General features: G+C 73.4%; 16 protein-coding genes. 7 read left to right on the plus strand and 9 right to left on the minus strand.

Annotated elements, in window-relative coordinates; all coding sequences use genetic code 11:
* Positions 1 to 21 precede the first annotated feature (21 nt).
* The 6 genes from ABZ444_RS34185 to ABZ444_RS34210 all read right to left on the minus strand — a co-directional run bounded on the left by ABZ444_RS34185 (position 22) and on the right by ABZ444_RS34210 (position 4,464).
* On the minus strand, positions 22 to 756 hold the full coding sequence (locus tag ABZ444_RS34185; RefSeq protein ID WP_358006087.1) for an SDR family NAD(P)-dependent oxidoreductase: 735 nt from the start codon (positions 754 to 756) through the stop codon (positions 22 to 24).
* Positions 753 to 1,802 (minus strand): 2,3-butanediol dehydrogenase, encoded by a 1,050-nt coding sequence (locus ABZ444_RS34190; RefSeq protein WP_358006090.1) that lies wholly within the window; start codon positions 1,800 to 1,802, stop codon positions 753 to 755. Before ABZ444_RS34190 ends, ABZ444_RS34185 begins: the two co-directional genes overlap by 4 nt.
* Positions 1,799 to 3,052 carry an MFS transporter gene (locus tag ABZ444_RS34195; protein ID WP_358006093.1) on the minus strand — a complete coding sequence of 418 codons (1,254 nt, stop codon included), beginning with the start codon at positions 3,050 to 3,052 and terminating at the stop codon, positions 1,799 to 1,801. The genes ABZ444_RS34190 and ABZ444_RS34195 overlap by 4 nt, the downstream gene beginning before the upstream one ends.
* A 36-nt stretch (positions 3,053 to 3,088) precedes the next feature.
* A complete protein-coding gene (locus ABZ444_RS34200; RefSeq protein ID WP_352324601.1) occupies positions 3,089 to 3,622 on the minus strand; it encodes a 2,4'-dihydroxyacetophenone dioxygenase family protein in 534 nt (177 codons plus the stop codon).
* Between the two features lie 127 nt (positions 3,623 to 3,749).
* Positions 3,750 to 4,001: a hypothetical protein gene (locus ABZ444_RS34205; protein WP_358006096.1), complete on the minus strand. Its 252-nt coding sequence runs from the start codon at positions 3,999 to 4,001 to the stop codon at positions 3,750 to 3,752.
* 100 nt (positions 4,002 to 4,101) lie between these two features.
* A complete protein-coding gene (locus ABZ444_RS34210) occupies positions 4,102 to 4,464 on the minus strand; it encodes a hypothetical protein (RefSeq protein ID WP_358006099.1) in 363 nt (120 codons plus the stop codon).
* A 115-nt stretch (positions 4,465 to 4,579) separates the two neighbouring features.
* Between ABZ444_RS34210 and ABZ444_RS34215 the strand changes: the two genes are divergently transcribed.
* Positions 4,580 to 5,059 (plus strand): proteasome activator, encoded by a 480-nt coding sequence (locus ABZ444_RS34215; RefSeq protein ID WP_358006101.1) that lies wholly within the window; start codon positions 4,580 to 4,582, stop codon positions 5,057 to 5,059.
* A gap of 19 nt (positions 5,060 to 5,078) precedes the next feature.
* On the opposite strand, the gene ABZ444_RS34220 is transcribed toward ABZ444_RS34215, so the two are convergent.
* A complete protein-coding gene (locus ABZ444_RS34220) occupies positions 5,079 to 6,113 on the minus strand; it encodes a DUF6221 family protein (protein WP_358006104.1) in 1,035 nt (344 codons plus the stop codon).
* 220 nt (positions 6,114 to 6,333) lie between these two features.
* On the opposite strand from ABZ444_RS34220, the gene ABZ444_RS34225 reads away from it, so the two are divergent.
* From ABZ444_RS34225 to ABZ444_RS34240, 4 genes are all read left to right on the plus strand, one after another.
* Complete coding sequence (locus tag ABZ444_RS34225) at positions 6,334 to 7,497, plus strand: SRPBCC family protein (protein ID WP_358006107.1); 1,164 nt, start codon at positions 6,334 to 6,336, stop codon at positions 7,495 to 7,497.
* A 163-nt stretch (positions 7,498 to 7,660) separates the two neighbouring features.
* Positions 7,661 to 9,850, plus strand: a complete 2,190-nt coding sequence (locus tag ABZ444_RS34230; RefSeq protein ID WP_358006110.1) for a transglycosylase domain-containing protein — start codon at positions 7,661 to 7,663, stop codon at positions 9,848 to 9,850.
* A 98-nt stretch (positions 9,851 to 9,948) separates the two neighbouring features.
* Positions 9,949 to 10,554: a superoxide dismutase family protein gene (locus ABZ444_RS34235; protein WP_358006113.1), complete on the plus strand. Its 606-nt coding sequence runs from the start codon at positions 9,949 to 9,951 to the stop codon at positions 10,552 to 10,554.
* An 87-nt stretch (positions 10,555 to 10,641) separates the two neighbouring features.
* A complete protein-coding gene (locus ABZ444_RS34240; RefSeq protein WP_358006116.1) occupies positions 10,642 to 10,974 on the plus strand; it encodes a putative quinol monooxygenase in 333 nt (110 codons plus the stop codon).
* Positions 10,975 to 10,978: 4 nt separating this feature from the next.
* On the opposite strand, the gene ABZ444_RS34245 is transcribed toward ABZ444_RS34240, so the two are convergent.
* Both ABZ444_RS34245 and ABZ444_RS34250 read right to left on the minus strand, forming a co-directional pair.
* The gene (locus ABZ444_RS34245) at positions 10,979 to 11,365 is read right to left on the minus strand and encodes a DoxX family protein (protein ID WP_358006119.1); all 387 of its coding nucleotides are present in this window, start codon (positions 11,363 to 11,365) and stop codon (positions 10,979 to 10,981) included.
* Between the two features lie 26 nt (positions 11,366 to 11,391).
* Positions 11,392 to 12,288, minus strand: a complete 897-nt coding sequence (locus ABZ444_RS34250) for an NAD(P)H-binding protein (RefSeq protein ID WP_358006122.1) — start codon at positions 12,286 to 12,288, stop codon at positions 11,392 to 11,394.
* 117 nt (positions 12,289 to 12,405) lie between these two features.
* Between ABZ444_RS34250 and ABZ444_RS34255 the strand changes: the two genes are divergently transcribed.
* Both ABZ444_RS34255 and ABZ444_RS34260 read left to right on the plus strand, forming a co-directional pair.
* A complete protein-coding gene (locus ABZ444_RS34255; RefSeq protein ID WP_358006125.1) occupies positions 12,406 to 13,185 on the plus strand; it encodes a CPBP family intramembrane glutamic endopeptidase in 780 nt (259 codons plus the stop codon).
* A gap of 176 nt (positions 13,186 to 13,361) precedes the next feature.
* Positions 13,362 to 15,362 carry a glycosyl hydrolase family 28-related protein gene (locus tag ABZ444_RS34260; protein ID WP_358006128.1) on the plus strand — a complete coding sequence of 667 codons (2,001 nt, stop codon included), beginning with the start codon at positions 13,362 to 13,364 and terminating at the stop codon, positions 15,360 to 15,362.
* Positions 15,363 to 15,391: the final 29 nt, after the last annotated feature.

Here is a 15,391-nt window from a genome sequence, read left to right on the forward strand (position 1 = left end):
ACACACAGCTTAGGTGAGATGTCACACAGCCAGATAGCCTCCGTCCACCGGGACGACCGCCCCGGTGACGTACGACGCGCCCGGCGAGCACAGGAACGCCACCACCGAGGCGACCTCGCGCGGCCTGCCGAGCCGCCCGCCGGGGATGCGGGCCAGCACCTGGGCCAGGGCCGGCGGGTCGTCGAGCACGCCGCGGGCCAGCGGGGTGACCACGAAGCCGGGGGCGACGGCGTTGACCCTGATGCCGTCGGCGGCGTACTCGGCCGCCAGCGACTTGGTGAGCTGGGAGACGCCGCCCTTGCTGGCGCTGTAGGCGGGCCGGTCCCTGCTGCCGGAGAAGGCGAACATGGAGGAGACGTTCACGATCGCGCCGCCGTGCTCGGCCAGCGCCGGGCGGGCGGCCTGGCAGGCGACCATGGTGGCGGTCAGGTTGACCTCGATGACGCGCTGCCAGCGGGCCAGGTCGTACTCCTCGCGGTCGTGGCTGACGCCCGCGCAGTTGACCAGCGCGTCGAGCGGGTCGCCGGCCGACAGCAGGCGGGCCAGGCCGCCCCGGTCGAGCACGTCGTGCTCCACCACCCGGACCAGCGGGTGCACGGGCAGCTCGGCCGGGTCGGCGGGCGGCAGGCCGAGCGCGGTCACGGCGGCGCCCAACTCGGCCAGGAGCACGGCGGTCGCCGCGCCGATGCCGGAGGTGCCGCCGGTCACGAACGCCTGCCGCCCGGCGAACAGCCCGGGGGCGAGTCCGTCGGTCACCGGAGCCGACCCCCGTCCTGAGACGGTCGCACCAGCACCTTGACCTGGTCCTCGCCGCGCAGCAGCGCCTCGAACCCGTCGCGCACCACGTGCTCCAGCGGGATGGTCGCGGTGACGATCGCGGCCAGGTCCACGCCCTCCTCGGCGACCATGCGGATCAGCTCGGGGTAGGCGTCGCGGTAGCCGACGCTGGTCACGATCGTCTGCTCGTTGTTGACCAGGGCGAAGGCGTCGAGGGAGACCGTGCCGGTCAGCCCGAGGAAGACCACCCGGCCGCCGCGTCTGGTGGCGGCCAGGCAGGCGCGCAGTGTGCTCTCCGAGCCGACGGCCTCGAAGACGACGTCCGCGCCCTCCCCGCCGACCGCCTCGGCCAGCCGGTCGCCCGTCGCCGCCTCGACGCCGAGGCGGCGGGCCGGCTCCAGGCGGGCGGGCGAGCGGTCGGCGGCCACCACGCGGCCCGCGCCGGCCCGCGCCGCGAAGCGGGCCACGAGCAGCCCGATCGGGCCGAGCCCGAGGACCGCGACGGTGTCGCCGGCGCGGATCCCGGCCCGCCGCACCGCGTGCAGGGCCACGGCCGCGGGCTCGAACACCGCCGCCTGCTCCAGCGGCACCGACTCGGGCAGCCGGTGCAGCATGTACGCGGGCACCGTCGCCCGTTCGGCGAGCCCGCCGTGCCCCATCAGCCCGGCGAACCCGAAATGGCGGCAGATGTTGTACTCCCCCGCCAGGCAGCGCGGGCAGTTCCCGCACCGGTAGTGCGGCTCCACCGCGACCCGGTCGCCGACGGCCAGGCCGGTCACGCCCGCGCCGAGGCCGGTGACCGTGCCGCAGAACTCGTGACCGAGCACGATCGGCGCGCGGACGCCGGACTCCGGGTGCGGCTCGCCCACGGGGATGGCGTGCGGGCCGTCGGCGTACTCGTGCAGGTCGCTGCCGCAGATCCCGCAGTACGCCACCGCGATCGCCGCCTCCCCCGGGCCGGGCTCGCGCACGGGGACGTCCTCGACCCGCACGTCCTTCGCCCCGTGCCAGACCGCGGCCCTCACGCGGCCGCCCTGCGCAGCACGGCGGGGGCCGTCTCCTTCAGGGCGAAGGCGAGCCCCACCACGACCAGTGCGCCGCCGGCGGCGATGAACATCGCGGCCTGCAACCCCCACTGGTCGGACGCCCAACCGGCGACCATCGGGCCCAGGAAGCCGCCCGCCAGCTCGCCCACGCCCATGATCACGCCGAGCGCGGTGGCCAGCGCGCCGCGCGGCACGGTCTCGGCCGGGATGGTGGCCATGAACAGGGTGAAGCAGCCGAGCCCGGTGTAGGTGACGATCATGATCGCGCCGAGCAGCACGGGGCTCTCGACGTAGACCACGGCCAGCGGGCAGAACACCGCCAGCGCGGTGAAGCCGATCAGCGCGGGCTTGCGGCCCAGCCGGTCGGAGATGGCCGGGGTGGCGAAGCCCCAGAGCACCCAGGCCACGCCCAGGCAGGTCATGACGCCGCTCATCGTGCCCGGCCCGAAGCCCTTCACCTGGGTGAGGTACGTCGGCGTGAAGGTGATGATGGTGACGAACCAGGTGAGGTAGCAGCAGGCGATGAGCATGCACACGACGATGTTGCGCAGCTTCAGCACCTCGCCCAGCGGCACCCTCGGCTTCTTGGCGGGCTCCTTGGCGGGCGCCTCGGCCGCCGTCCGCGGCGACCGCTCGCGGACGAACTTCGCGATCAGCAGGGCCATCACCAGCCCCGGCACGATCGTGACGTAGAAGGCGATCCGCCAGTCGTAGGTCTCGGCGATCCACACCACCACCAGCGGCGCGAGGATGCCGCCGAGCAGCCCGGCCGACGAGCCCTGCAGCAGGCCCATGTTGAAGCCCCTGCGGCGTTCCCGGCTGGCCTCGACCATGAGCGACTGCGCCATCGGCAGCACGGCGCCCTCGGCCGTGCCCATCAGCGCGCGGGCGGCCAGCAGCCCGGCGAACCCGCCCATCAGCCCGGACGAGGCCGAGAACAGCGAGAACAGCACCACGGCCACGACCAGGATGGGCTTGCGCCTGCCGAGCACGTCGGACAGGCGGCCGGCGAACATCCCGGCCAGCGCCCAGGTGAGCGCGAGCACGCCGGACAGCGTGCCCAGCTCGGCGTTGGACAGGCCGAAGTCCTGGTCCATGTACGGCGCCAGGAACGACAGTGCCTGCCGGTCGAAGAAGACGAAGCCGAAGGACAGGAAGAGGATGACGAGAAGGCGGTTCTCGTACCGGTCGGCGGCCCTGGTGTCCGGCGCGGCCGCGAGGTCGGTCATGACGCTCTCATTTCGGGGGATGCGGCGGGGCGGCGGTCAGCGGAACAGGGAGTTGACGTAGTCGGCGCCGATGCCGACCTTCTCGTAGTGCTCGCGGCACATCTTGATGTAGTCGTGCACGTCGAAGAAGCCGTCGGGGTCGCCGTTCTCGTCCAGCCAGACCAGCGGGCCCTTGACGATGAAGAACGTCTTCATCGGCTCGCCGCTGTCGTAGGCGACCAGCGTGTGGCCCTCGCCCGGGGCCTCGTAGACGAAGTCGCCGGCGGTGGCCGTCCAGGGGCGTTCCAGGTAGCCCCACTTGCCGGAGATCGTGTACGCGAACACCTCGTGCGGGTGGTAGTGCCGGTTGACCAGCCCGGCCTCCTTGGCCCGCAGGATGTCGGCCCAGCTGTTGTCCTTGACGTTGATCCACAGCGGCCGGGAGCCGACGGTCTCGGTGAACGGCACGTAGTACCGGTCGTCGTCGGTGGCCACCTTGGACAGGTACACCTCGGGCAGCGCGTCCGGCCGGAAGGAGTTCTCGATCGGCCGCAGGTCCTTCCAGAACTCGCCGGTGGGGTTGTCGGGCATCTGAACGGCCCCTTTCGTGTCGTGTTCCCGGCAGTGAATCCCGGCGGGACCGACACCGTCTTTCCCCAGGTGGACGTGGCGGCTTGCAGATTCAGGACATGCGGCCGCGACGCGGGCCGGCCGGCGCTCAGGCGCCGAGGTCGCGCACCACGTTGTCCAGCCGCACGGCGAGGTCGTCGAGGGCCTGCCCGCTCGTCGCGGCGCCGTCGGGGAGCTGGGCCATGACGTCCTGGCGGCTGGCTATCACCAGCCCCCGGTGGGCGTCGTCGATCTCCGCGGCCCGCAGCACGACGCAGTCGCCCCGGACGAACACGAGCGTCGCGTCGGCGTGCTCCGACTCCAGCAGCCTGCGTACACAGTCACGGTCGATGAGAGACATCACGGCTCCTCTTCCCCTCAGCGGGCGTGTACCCCCACAGACGGGCCGAAACCCCAGGTGACCGCCCCGCCCCGGGCGGGACGGGCCGCCCGGCGTCGCGCTAGCCGAAGGTGGGCGGGCCGCCGTCGTCGCGGGCGCGCCGCCGCGCGAACACCACCAGGTACGCGGCGGCGGCCACCGCCAGGATCGCCGGCGGCAGCGCCAGCGGCAGCCGTCCGGCCAGCACCGCGAGCACCGCCAGCACGACCCCGGCGAGCAGCAGCAGCGCGGCGGCCAGCAGGCGCAGGCCGAGCGCGTTCGACGGCGGCGGCTTCTGTGGCCAGTGCCCCTCGCCGCCGCCGTGCACGCCGGGCACGCCGGTGTCGCTCACCACGCCTGAGCGGCTGATCTCGTCCGGGGGCGGCGGCTCGCGCAGCACCGGAGCGAAGAACTCGTCCTCGGGATCGTCGTCTCGCCGGTTCATGAGGGTGACCCCTACCCAGGATTCCGGCCGCTCCCACGAGTGAACGGCGGGGCACCGGGAAGGGCTGTTGCTGGCGGTAGCGAGCCGCTCACCTGCGTGAACGAGGACTGAGGACATGACGACGACGCCGCATCCAGCATCGGGGGACGAGCAGCGTGAGCACACCCTGCGCGATGCCGTGAGGACGGACATCGAAAGCGTCGAGGAGCCCGCCCGGCTGCTCCGCGTGAGCGCGATGGCCCGCAGCCTGCTGGAGGAGGCCAAGGGGGTGCACCTGGAGGAGCGCGCCAGGGAACGCATGCACCGCATCTACGAGCAGGCTATCCAGGAGGTCGCCGGGGCGGTCGCGCCCGAGCTGCGCGACGAGCTGGAGCGCCTGCGGCCCACGCCCAACGGCGGGACGCCGACGGAGATGGAGATCCGGGTCATGCAGGGGCAGCTCGTGGGCTGGCTGGAGGGCGTGTTCCAGGGCATCCAGGCCGGGCTCCAGCTCCAGCAGGCCGCCGCCCGCCAGCAGCAGCTCGGCCTGCACGCCGGCCGCGCCCTCCCCCGCCCCGACGGCGTCGGCGCCCAGGGCGAGGGCAACTACATGTAGACACGAGAGCCGGGAGCGATCAGCGGGAGGGGCTCCATTCGGGCCGCCAGCCGGGGCGCAGGCGGTAGCCGTAGGCCAGGTGGCGCAGCGTCTGGCAGGGGGAGCCGGCGGCCTCGCCGCACAGCGGGCAGACGGCGTCCCCGGCGTCCCCGGCCGACAGCGGCGGGGTGTGCTCGTTCAGCAACGCCAGCTCGGCGCCGCAGCGGGCGATCGCGTCGGCCGGGTCGTGCAGGGCGATGTGGATCGCCTCGACCGGGTGGAGCAGGTCGTCGTCGTGGAAGCCGACGCGGGTGATCGTCCGCCCGCCGCCGAACTCCAGCCGCCGCGCGCCGCCCGCGCCCTGGCGTACCGGGGCGGCGGCCGGGCCGGCGGCCGTGAGGTAGCGCCAGGGTCCGGCGCCCGCCGCCTCCGCGGTGGCCTTGTCGGCCTCGATCTGCGTGCGCAGCCACTGGATCAGCGTGGCGCCGTCGGTGTCGAGGACGCCCTCGGCGCCGTCCAGCTCGCGCAGGAACGGGGTGACCGCCGCGTTCAGCTCGGCCACGAACGCCTCCAGCGAGGCCTGGGCGTCGTCCAGGTTGGGCAGGCCCTCGGCGCGCGGCCGGGTGGGCGTCGGCAGCCGGTTCCCGGACAGGGGGATGCGCAGCTCCAGCGTGCTCAGGGCGGTCGGCGTGCCCTCCGCGCCGGCCGCGTACGGCTGCTCGCCCTGGTGCCGCCAGCTCGACCAGCCGTCCGGCAGCGGGACGGGCGGCGGCGCGGCGAGCTCGACCACGGCCAGCGGATCGCGGCCGTCCTCGGCCCGGTGGCAGGTCGCGTCCAGGACCCGGGGATGGGTGCGCACGTACGGGGAGTCGGCGACCGGCCGGGTGGCGACCTCCCAGGCGGCCAGCGCGAAGTGCAGGGGATCCAGCGTGACGCCGCTCGCGCCCGGCTCCCCGCCCGTGGCCGCGAACGCGTGCCGCCACCTGCGCAGCTGTTCGCCGTAGTGCTCCTGCGTCCCGCCGTGCCCGGCGTCGATCCAGAACGCCTGCGTCGCGGTGCGAACCGTGCTTCTCATGCCAGAACTCCCCTTAAATCCCCTGTCGTCCCTCCTGCCCGGTATCGCGGGCGACCAACGCGTCCGGACGGCCCCCGTTAGCGCTGTGACCTGCGGGGTAGGCCACGGCCAGCGGGAAGTGCGAGCGAGGGGGATTGTGGTCATGCGCACGACTGCTTTTCGGGGCATCAGCTCCATCAACGGGGAATCGCGGCAACCGGCTCCGCGGCGCATCCAGATCGTGCACACGGAGTCGCGAGGACGGTCGCACCCGTTCGTCGCGGCCGTGCTCGGCGCCTGCGCCGGGGCCGCGGTGACGTACCTGCTGGATCCGGACCGGGGCCGGACGCGCCGCGCCCGCGTGCGGGACAAGGGCTCGCACGCGACCCACGAGGTGCGCGACGGCCTGGGCGTGCTCGGCCGCGACCTGTCCAACAGGGGCCGCGGGTCGGCCGCGGCGGCCAGGTACCGCCTGACCGGCGGCTCCGCCGACGACCGCGTCCTGCACGAACGCGTACGCGCCGAACTGGGCCGTCACATCAGCCACCCGCACGCCGTCGAGGTCGACGTGCGCGAGCGCGTCGTGACGCTCTCCGGCGACGTGCTCGCGGGCGAGGACGAGCGCGCCCGCCAGAAGCTGCGCCGCATCCCGGGCGTCAAACGGGTGGAGACCAACTGGCACGTGCACAGGGACGGCACCGACGCGCCCCGGCTGCAGGGCCAGGGCCGTCGCCGCAAGGCGGTGCCGGAGCTGTTCCAGCAGCGCTGGTCGCCCTCGACCAGGCTGGTCGCGGGCGGGGCGGCGGCCTCGATCTGGGCGATCACCGGCAAGCTGCCGAGGCCGCTGTCCTGGCTGACCCGCTGCGCCGCGTCCGCGCTGGCCGTGCGGGCCGCGACGAACCTGCCGCTGCGCCGCCTCACCGGCGTCAACGCCGGTCGCGAGGCGATCGACGTCAACGCGGCCGTCTCGATCGCGGCACCGGTGGCGGCCGTGTGGCCGCTGGTGAGCGACTACTCGCTGTTCCCGCGCTTCATGCCGGACGTCGAGGAGGTGCGGCTGTCGGCCGACGAGCTGCGCTCCCACTGGGTGATCAGGGGCCCGGCCGGGACGCGCATCCGCTTCACGGCCACCGAGACCAAGCGCGAGGAGGGCGCGGAGATCGCCTGGAAGTCCGGCGACGGCGAGCTCATCGCCCACACCGGCGTGCTGCGCGTGGACGCCCAGGCCGACGGCAGGACGCGCGTCCAGGTGCACCTGTGCTACAACCCCATCGCGGGGGCGGCCGGGCACGCCATCGCCGGGCTGCTCGGCGCGCATCCCGCGCGCAAGCTGCGGCAGGATCTGGTGCGGCTGAAGGAGCACGTCGAGAACCAGGTGCAGCCGGTCGCGCCGTCGCTGCTCTGACCGCCGGACGGCCACGCGCGACGGGGGTTCGCGCGTGGCCCGTAGGCTGGCGTGATATCGATCCCGATATCACCGGATGGCTGATATCGGTCTTGGACACCGCCTTTTGTCCTGTGCTGTCATGTCCGGGCTTGCCCCTGTTCCCGCCCGGAGGTGCTCCCGCATGCCCAATCGCCTGTCGAACATCGCCCGGCTCACGGTCGCGGCGATGTCGGCCGGGTTGCTGACGGCCGCGATCACGCTGCCCGCCGTCGGCGGCACCGGCACGCTGGTCGTCTCCGCCACCGAGCAGCTGAACCTCAAGCCGGTGGCGCTGGTCGAGCCGCCCCTCGCGCAGACCTCCACCGTGTACGACGCCCGCGGCAACGTGATCGCCCGCTTCTACGACCAGAACCGCGAGATCGTCCGCCTGGACCAGATCTCCGAGGTGATGCGGACGGCGGTCGTCGCCATCGAGGACGACCGGTTCTACCAGCACGGCGCGATCGACATGGAGGGCACGCTGCGCGCCCTGGTCAAGAACCTCAGCTCCGACCGGCTCAGCCAGGGCGGTTCGAGCATCACCCAGCAGTACGTCAAGCAGGTGCTGCTCAACGCGGCCGACACCGAGCAGGACAAGAACAAGGCCCTGGAGGCCAGCTACGCCCGCAAGCTCAAGGAGCTGCGTTACGCGATGGGCGTCGAGCGGAAGTACGGCAAGGACGAGATCCTGCGCCGCTACCTCAACATCGCCTACTTCGGCGCGGGGGCCAACGGCGTGCAGGCGGCGGCCAGGCGGTTCTTCGGCGTCCCGGCGTCCCGGCTCGACCTGGCCCAGGCCGCCACGCTGGCGGGCGCCGTGCAGGACCCGAACACGACCGACCCGAGCCGCGGCAAGAAGGCCCGCGCGCTGCTGCTCGACCGGCGGAACGTGGTGCTCGACCGGATGGCCGAGCTCGGCAGGATCACGCCGGAGCAGGCGTCCGCGGCCAAGGCGAAGAAGCTGGGGTTCAAGGGCGTCCGGCTGCCCAACGGCTGCGGCGACAGCGACTATCCGTACTTCTGCGAGTACGTCCGGCACGAGCTGCTGTCCAACCCGGCCTTCGGCGACACGCGGCGGGCCAGGGAACGCGCCTTCGCGCAGGGCGGCCTGAAGATCTACACCACGCTCGACCCGAAGGCCCAGGCCGCCGCCGACCGGGCGATCAGGAAGCACGTCAACGCCACCGACCACGCCCTGGCCGCCGAGGCGCTGGTCGAGCCCGGCACCGGCGCGATCAGGGCCATGGCCGCCAGCCGCGGCTACGGCTCCTCGGCCAGGAAGAAGCAGATCTCCTTCAACGCGGTGGCCGACGCGCGGCACGGCGGGCTGATCGGCTTCCAGGCGGGCTCGACGTTCAAGACGTTCACCCTGGTCGAGGCGCTCAAGCAGGGCATGAAGATGGACGACGGCATCACCGTGGGCAACGGCTACAACGCCCCCTCCACCGCCGCCTTCAGGAACTGCGCCGGCGCCGGCGTCGGCGACCCGTCCTGGACGGTCACCAACGACGAGGGCTCCCCCGGTTTCAAGACGCTGCAGACCGGCACGTGGGGCTCGGTGAACACGTTCTTCATGGCGCTGGAGCAGCGGGTGGGGCTGTGCCGGACGGTGGAGACGGCCAAGTCGCTCGGGATCGCGCGGGCCGACGGGCGCAAGCTCCAGGAGTACGAGACGTTCACGCTCGGCATCAACGAGACCGACCCGGTGACGGTGGCCACCGCGTACGCCGCCATCGCCGCCCGGGGCAGGTACTGCGCGCCGATGGCCATCACCAAGATCACCGACGCCGCCACCGGCCGGCCGGCCTCGTACCGGCCGTCGTGCCGGCAGGCGCTCGATCCGGGCGTCGCCGACGCGACCGCGCACATCCTGTCGGGCGTGTTCACCAAGGGCACGATGAGCCGCGTCGGCGGCATCGGCCGTCCGGCGGCGGGCAAGACCGGCACCACCGACGGGTACGCCTCGGCGTGGTTCGCCGGGTTCACCCCGGATCTGGCGGGCGCGGTCAGCATCGGCGACCCGCGCGGCTCGCAGCGGTACAAGCTGGTGAACACCACGATCGGCGGCCGGTACTTCGCCCTGGTGGCCGGTGCCTCGCTGCCGGGGCCGATCTGGAACGACACGATGAGGGCGGCGCTGAAGGGCGTGCCCGCCACGCGGTTCACGCCGATCGACACCGGGCGCTTCGGCGGTTGCGGCGACGCCTGCGCCCCTGCCCGTCCCGACCGGGACGCGGACCGTCCCGACGCGGGCGAGCCCGGCCTGGACCAGACGGACCTGGGAGAGACCGGCCTCGGGGAGCCGGCCCCCGACGACCGGACGGCCCCATAACCCCGACGGGTGACTCAAGAGCTATACGACAGGCGGCGCGGCACGACCGTACCCTCGATGAGTCCGCACATCTCCGCCTCACGAGGGACGGTTTCGCCATGCCCAAGGCACGGACGTTCGGCCGGACACATCTGGCGCTCTGCCTCGCGCTCGCCGCCGGGGTCGCCGCCATCGGCGTGAGCGCGGTGGCCGACGCCACCGCCTCGCGCCAGGGCGACCCGCGGCCCGTGGTCATCCGCGACACGCACGGCGCCGCGGTCGGGCGGCTCAGCATCCTGCGCGAGGGGTTCGGGACGGCGCGCGTCTCGGTCTCGGTCAAGGGCCTGACGCCCGGCTTCCACGGCTTCCACATCCACACGACGGGGCTGTGCGACCCGAAGGCCGTCGATCCCGCGACCGGCCAGGTCTCCCCCTTCTTCACCGCCGGAGGCCACTTCGACCTGGCCGGCGGCGTCCACGCCGGGCACTCGGGCGACCTGCCGCCGCTGCTGGTCGGCAAGGACGGGTCGGGCGCCGCGTCGGTCGTCACCGACCGGTTCGGGCTGCGCGAGCTGACCGACGCCGACGGCAGCGCGGTCATCGTGCACGCGCTGCCCGACAACCTGGCCAACATCCCCGCCCGCTACGCCCCCGACGGCCCCGACGAGGCCACCCGCAGGACGGGCGACGCGGGCGGGCGCACGGCCTGCGGCGTGATCAGGTGACGCGACGCGTGTGAGGTCCGCCGTGGCCGGGCGGCGGTGTGCGGCTAGTCTCGTGCCGTAACGCCGCCGACCTCGGGAGTTCCCGTCATGATCTTCATCACCGCGAAGTTCCGCGTCCTGCCGGAGCACGCCGGCCGCTGGCCGGAGATCTCGGCCGAGTTCACCGAGGCCACCCGCGCCGAGCCGGGCTGCCTGTGGTTCGACTGGTCGCGCAGCCTCGACGACCCGGCCGAGTACGTCCTCGTCGAGGCCTTCCGCGACGACGCGGCCGGGGCGGCGCACGTGACGTCGGCGCACTTCAAGCACGCCCAGCAGGTGCTGCCCGGCTACCTGGCCGAGACGCCGCGCATCGTGAACGCGAACGTCCCGCAGGACGACTGGTCGCTGCTCGGCGAGATGGCCGTCCCCGAGCGCGGCTGACCGCTCAGGGCCGCGGCACCAGCGCCGGATCCAGCGCCAGGGTGGCGACCGCGAGCGCGAGGAACACCGTCGCCAGGTAGAACTGCGGCGAGCGGTCGGCCACGCGCAGGTGGGTGTAGAGGGCGCAGACGAAGTAGAGGACGAGCCCGGCCGCGGCCGCCGTCCCGGCCAGGGGCACGCCCAGCAGGCCGAGCGTCAGCCCCGCCGCGCCGGCCGCCTTCAGCGTGCCGATCGGACAGACCAGCCACGACTGCGGCACCCCGGCCCGGTCGAGCGCGGGGCCGAGCGACCGCATGACCGGTTCCAGACGGGTGATGGCGGCGAACCCGGAGAAGGCGTTGCAGGCGATCGTCACCAGCGCGGTGACGACGTAGGCGGTGGAGTGCGGCACGGGATCCTCCGGTCGGTGTCGGCTGGTCAGCCATGCGGGCGAAGGCCGGGCGAGCGGTCCTGGCGGGCGAAGGCGGGGGCGTGGGCGGCGGCCCAGGCGGCGAAGGTGCCGGGCGGGCGGCCGAGCACCGCGGCCGCGTCTTCGGTGACCGGGTGCTGGGGGCGCGTGGCGTACCTGGCGTAGCGGGCCAGCAGGGCGCGGACGAACGGCTCCGGCAGGCCGCCCGCGACCAGATGCCGCTCGGCGGCCTGCGGCGGGATCTCCTCGAAGCGCAACGGCCGGCCGATCGCCTCGCCGAGCACGGCCACCATCGCGGCGTGGGTCAGCGACTCGGGCCCGGTCAGTTCGAGCCGGCCTCCGGCGGGCCCGCCGAGCAGCGCCCTGGCGGCGATCTCGACCAGGTCCCGCTCGTCGATCGGCACCTCCTGGAAGCCGGCGTGCACGTACCGGACGACGTCCCCGGCCCGGATCTGGGGGGCCCACGCCTGGAGGGCGTTCCCGGCGAAGGAGGCGGCGCGCAGGCTGGTCCACTCCAGGCCGCTGTCCACGGCGGCGGCCTCGGCCTCCTTGTTCCGGTCGCCGCGGAAGCGGGAGGGCTGCTCGTCGAGGGGCTCGTCGACGTTCATCGCGGACAGGGCCACCACCCGCCGCGCCCCGCGTTCGGCGGCGCGGGCGAGCAGGCCGGGCGCCCCGTCGCCGATGGCGCGCGGGTGCAGGAAGACGGCGGTGACGCCGTCCAGGTGGCCGGCGAGGGTCTCGGGGCGGGCCGGATCGCCCTCGACGGCCTCGGCCCCGGCGGGCAGGCGCACCCCGGCCGTCGAGCGGGTGACGGCGCGTACCTTGGCCCCTCGGGCGGTGAGCAGTTCGACCAGCGGGCGTCCGAACGTCCCGGTGGCGCCGGTGACGAGAATCATGTCGTTCATGCCCTCTGAGAGGAACCCGGGACGGGAAGTGTGACATCGCCTTGACCGGGTCCCGGGGACCCGCCGACAAGGGGTGCTTTATCCGGATCGGAGCGCTGGGCGGCTAATCTGCGGCCCATGCACACCCAGTCACTCGCACCCGCTCCGGCCCTCGGCCCCCGGCTCATCAGAGCCGAGATCCTCGTCGTGCTGTCGGTCTCGCTCGGCGCCAGCGCGGTGTTGTCGCTGGTCCGGCTGATCGGCTCGCTGACCGCGCCCAAGGAGCTGAAGGGGCAGCAGGCCGTGCTGGTCGGCTCGCTGGCCCCCGGGCGGCCATGGCTGGACCTGACGTTGCAGCTCGTGGACATCGCGATCTCGGTGGCGCCGGTCGCGCTGGTGGCGTACCTGCTGGTCCGGTCGGGCGAGTCGGTGCGGACGATCGGGGTGGACCTGCGCGAGCCGGGCCGCGACACGTTGCGCGGCGCGCTGCTCGCCGCCGCGATCGGCGGCACGGGGCTGGCCTTCTACCTGGTCGTCTACGCGCTGGGCGTCAACCTGACGGTGGTGCCGGGCCAGTTGCCGGAGGTGTGGTGGCGGGTGCCGGTGCTGCTGCTGGCCGCCACGCAGAACGGGGTGCTGGAGGAGGTGCTGGTCAGCGGCTACCTGCTGCACCGGCTGGACCAGGCGGGCTGGGGACCGTGGCGGGCGGTGGTCGTGTCGTCGGTGTTGCGGGGGTCGTACCACCTGTATCAGGGGTTCGGGGGGTTCGTCGGGAACGTGGTGATGGGGCTGGTGTTCGGGCGGCTGTACCAGCGGTGGGGGCGCGCGATGCCGCTGGTGATCGCGCACACGCTGATCGACGTGGTGGCCTTCGTCGGGTACGCCGCCCTGCACGGCCGGGTGAGCTGGCTCCCCTGACGCAAGTCTCTTGCGTATCTGTCGCAAAAAACTAATAAACGCTTGCACCTCGACAACAACGCTTCGAAACTTCCTCGCAGGAGTCTTGTGTCGCGGGGGCGTGGGGTCCTACTGTCACCTCACCCCCCGAGAGAATCGAGCTTCGGATGTCAGGCACGAGCACATCCCGGAGGGTCGTGGCGGTGCTCGCCGCGGCTCTCGGCCTCCCCCTCGCCTCGCTCGCCGTCCCCGCGCAGGCCGCCACTCAAGCCGCCACTCAAGCCGCCGCTGCAGCCGCCGCGGCGCGGCGGCCCGTGGTCACCAGGGCCGCCCTCGACCCCGCCCTCGTCGCCGGCCGGGGCGCGCGCGTCGGCTTCGCCGAGCAGGAGGCCGAGAACGCCCCGACGGACGGCACGGTCATCGGCCCCGACCGCACCGCGTACACGCTGCCCGCCGAGGCGTCCGGGCGGCGGGCGGTCCGGCTGACGCCCGGCCGGCACGTCGAGTTCACCCTGCCGGCCGCGGCCAACGCGATCACGGTGCGCTACAGCATCCCCGACGCGCCCACGGGCGGCGGCATCACCGCGCCGCTCGACGTCGCGGTCAACGGCCGCCACCGGGCCACCATGACGCTGACCTCGCAGTACTCGTGGCTGTACAACCAGTACCCCTTCACCAACGACCCCGGCGCCGACCTGCTGCACCCCGACTGGTGGATCACCGAGTGCTCCTGCGTGCCCGGCGCCACCACCCCGGCCCCGGCGATCGCCAAGCCGTTCCGGCCCAGCCACTTCTACGACGAGCAGCGCCTGCTGCTCGGGCGCACCTACCGGGCGGGCGACCGGATCCGGCTGACGGCGGGCGCCGGAGCCGCCTGGACGGTCGTCGACCTGCTCGACTCCGAGCTCGTCGCCCCGCCGCGGATCGAGCCGGTCGCGGCGAACGTGCTGGCCTTCGGCGCCGACCCGTCCGGGCGCCGCGAGTCGTCGGCCGCCTTCGACCGGGCCATCGCCTTCGCCAGGCGCGCCCACCTGAAGGTCTACGTCCCGCCCGGCACGTACCAGGTCAACCGGCACATCGTCGTGGACGACGTGACGATCATCGGTGCCGGAAGCTGGTACACGATCATCAAGGGCCGCGAGGTCGCCCTGGACGCCCCCGCGCCCGACGGGTCCGTCCACACCGGCGTCGGCTTCTACGGCAAGGACGCCGCGGACGGCGGCAGCCGGAACGTGCGCCTGTCCGGGTTCGCCATCGAGGGCGACGTCCGCGAGCGCATCGACACCGACCAGGTCAACGGCGTCGGCGGCGCGATGAGCGACTCCACGATCGAGGGCCTCTACCTCCACCACACCAAGGTCGGCCTCTGGTTCGACGGCCCGATGAACGGCACCCGCGTCGTCGGCAACGTGATCGCCGACCAGATCGCCGACGGGCTCAACCTGCACACCGGCGTCACCGGCACGGTCGTGTCGGACAACTTCGTCCGCAACTCCGGCGACGACGGCCTGGCGATGTGGTCGGAGCGGACGGCGGACGCCCGCAACACGTTCGACCACAACACGGTCCAGACGCCGGTGCTGGCCAACGGCATCGCCGTCTACGGCGGCACGGACAACACGGTCTCGGCGAACCTGATCGCCGACCCCGTCCGCGAGGGCAGCGCCCTGCAGGTCGGCTCCCGCTTCGGCGCCGAGCCGTTCGCGGGCCGCCTGGACATCACCGGCAACACCACGGTGCGGGCCGGCACGTACGAGCTGAACTGGAAGATCGGCCTCGGCGCCATCTGGTTCTACGCCCTGGAGCGGAACATCGACGCCGACATCCGGGTGACCGGCGACCACTACCTGGACACCACCTACAACGCCGTCATGCTGGTCGCCGACTGGCCCGTCAAGGACCTCTACTCCATCACCGGCCTGCGCTTCAAGGACGTCCGGGTGGACGGCACGGGCACCTCGGTGCTCAGCGCCCGCGCCGCCGGCTCGGCCACCTTCGAGAACGTGGACGCCCGCAACGTGGGCGCCGTCCCCGTCAACAACTGCGGCACCTTCCACTTCACCCCCGCCGGCTCGGAGTTCTCGCTGACGGACGGCGGCGGCAACGACGGCTGGCTCGCCCCCTGGCTCCTGCCCAACACCCTCACCTGCGACGACCGCCCTCCGGTGGTCCCGCCGCCGGCCCCCGCCCCCTGGTGAGACGGCCGCGTTAGGCGCCGGGGTGCGGG

It is taken from the genome of Nonomuraea sp. NPDC005730 (genome assembly GCF_040630865.1).
Taxonomy (GTDB): Bacteria; Actinomycetota; Actinomycetes; order Streptosporangiales; family Streptosporangiaceae; genus Nonomuraea.

Excerpts from the sequence above, each read along its gene's own strand:
- ABZ444_RS34195 (WP_358006093.1), bottom strand. The coding sequence starts at position 3,052 with ATGACCGACCTCGCGGCCGCGCCGGACACCAGGGCCGCCGACCGGTAC.
- ABZ444_RS34200 (WP_352324601.1), bottom strand. The coding sequence starts at position 3,622 with ATGCCCGACAACCCCACCGGCGAGTTCTGGAAGGACCTGCGGCCGATC.
- ABZ444_RS34205 (WP_358006096.1), bottom strand. The coding sequence starts at position 4,001 with ATGTCTCTCATCGACCGTGACTGTGTACGCAGGCTGCTGGAGTCGGAG.
- ABZ444_RS34210 (WP_358006099.1), bottom strand. The coding sequence starts at position 4,464 with ATGAACCGGCGAGACGACGATCCCGAGGACGAGTTCTTCGCTCCGGTG.
- ABZ444_RS34215 (WP_358006101.1), top strand. The coding sequence starts at position 4,580 with ATGACGACGACGCCGCATCCAGCATCGGGGGACGAGCAGCGTGAGCAC.
- ABZ444_RS34220 (WP_358006104.1), bottom strand. The coding sequence starts at position 6,113 with ATGAGAAGCACGGTTCGCACCGCGACGCAGGCGTTCTGGATCGACGCC.
- ABZ444_RS34230 (WP_358006110.1), top strand. The coding sequence starts at position 7,661 with ATGCCCAATCGCCTGTCGAACATCGCCCGGCTCACGGTCGCGGCGATG.
- ABZ444_RS34235 (WP_358006113.1), top strand. The coding sequence starts at position 9,949 with ATGCCCAAGGCACGGACGTTCGGCCGGACACATCTGGCGCTCTGCCTC.
- ABZ444_RS34240 (WP_358006116.1), top strand. The coding sequence starts at position 10,642 with ATGATCTTCATCACCGCGAAGTTCCGCGTCCTGCCGGAGCACGCCGGC.
- ABZ444_RS34250 (WP_358006122.1), bottom strand. The coding sequence starts at position 12,288 with ATGAACGACATGATTCTCGTCACCGGCGCCACCGGGACGTTCGGACGC.
- ABZ444_RS34255 (WP_358006125.1), top strand. The coding sequence starts at position 12,406 with ATGCACACCCAGTCACTCGCACCCGCTCCGGCCCTCGGCCCCCGGCTC.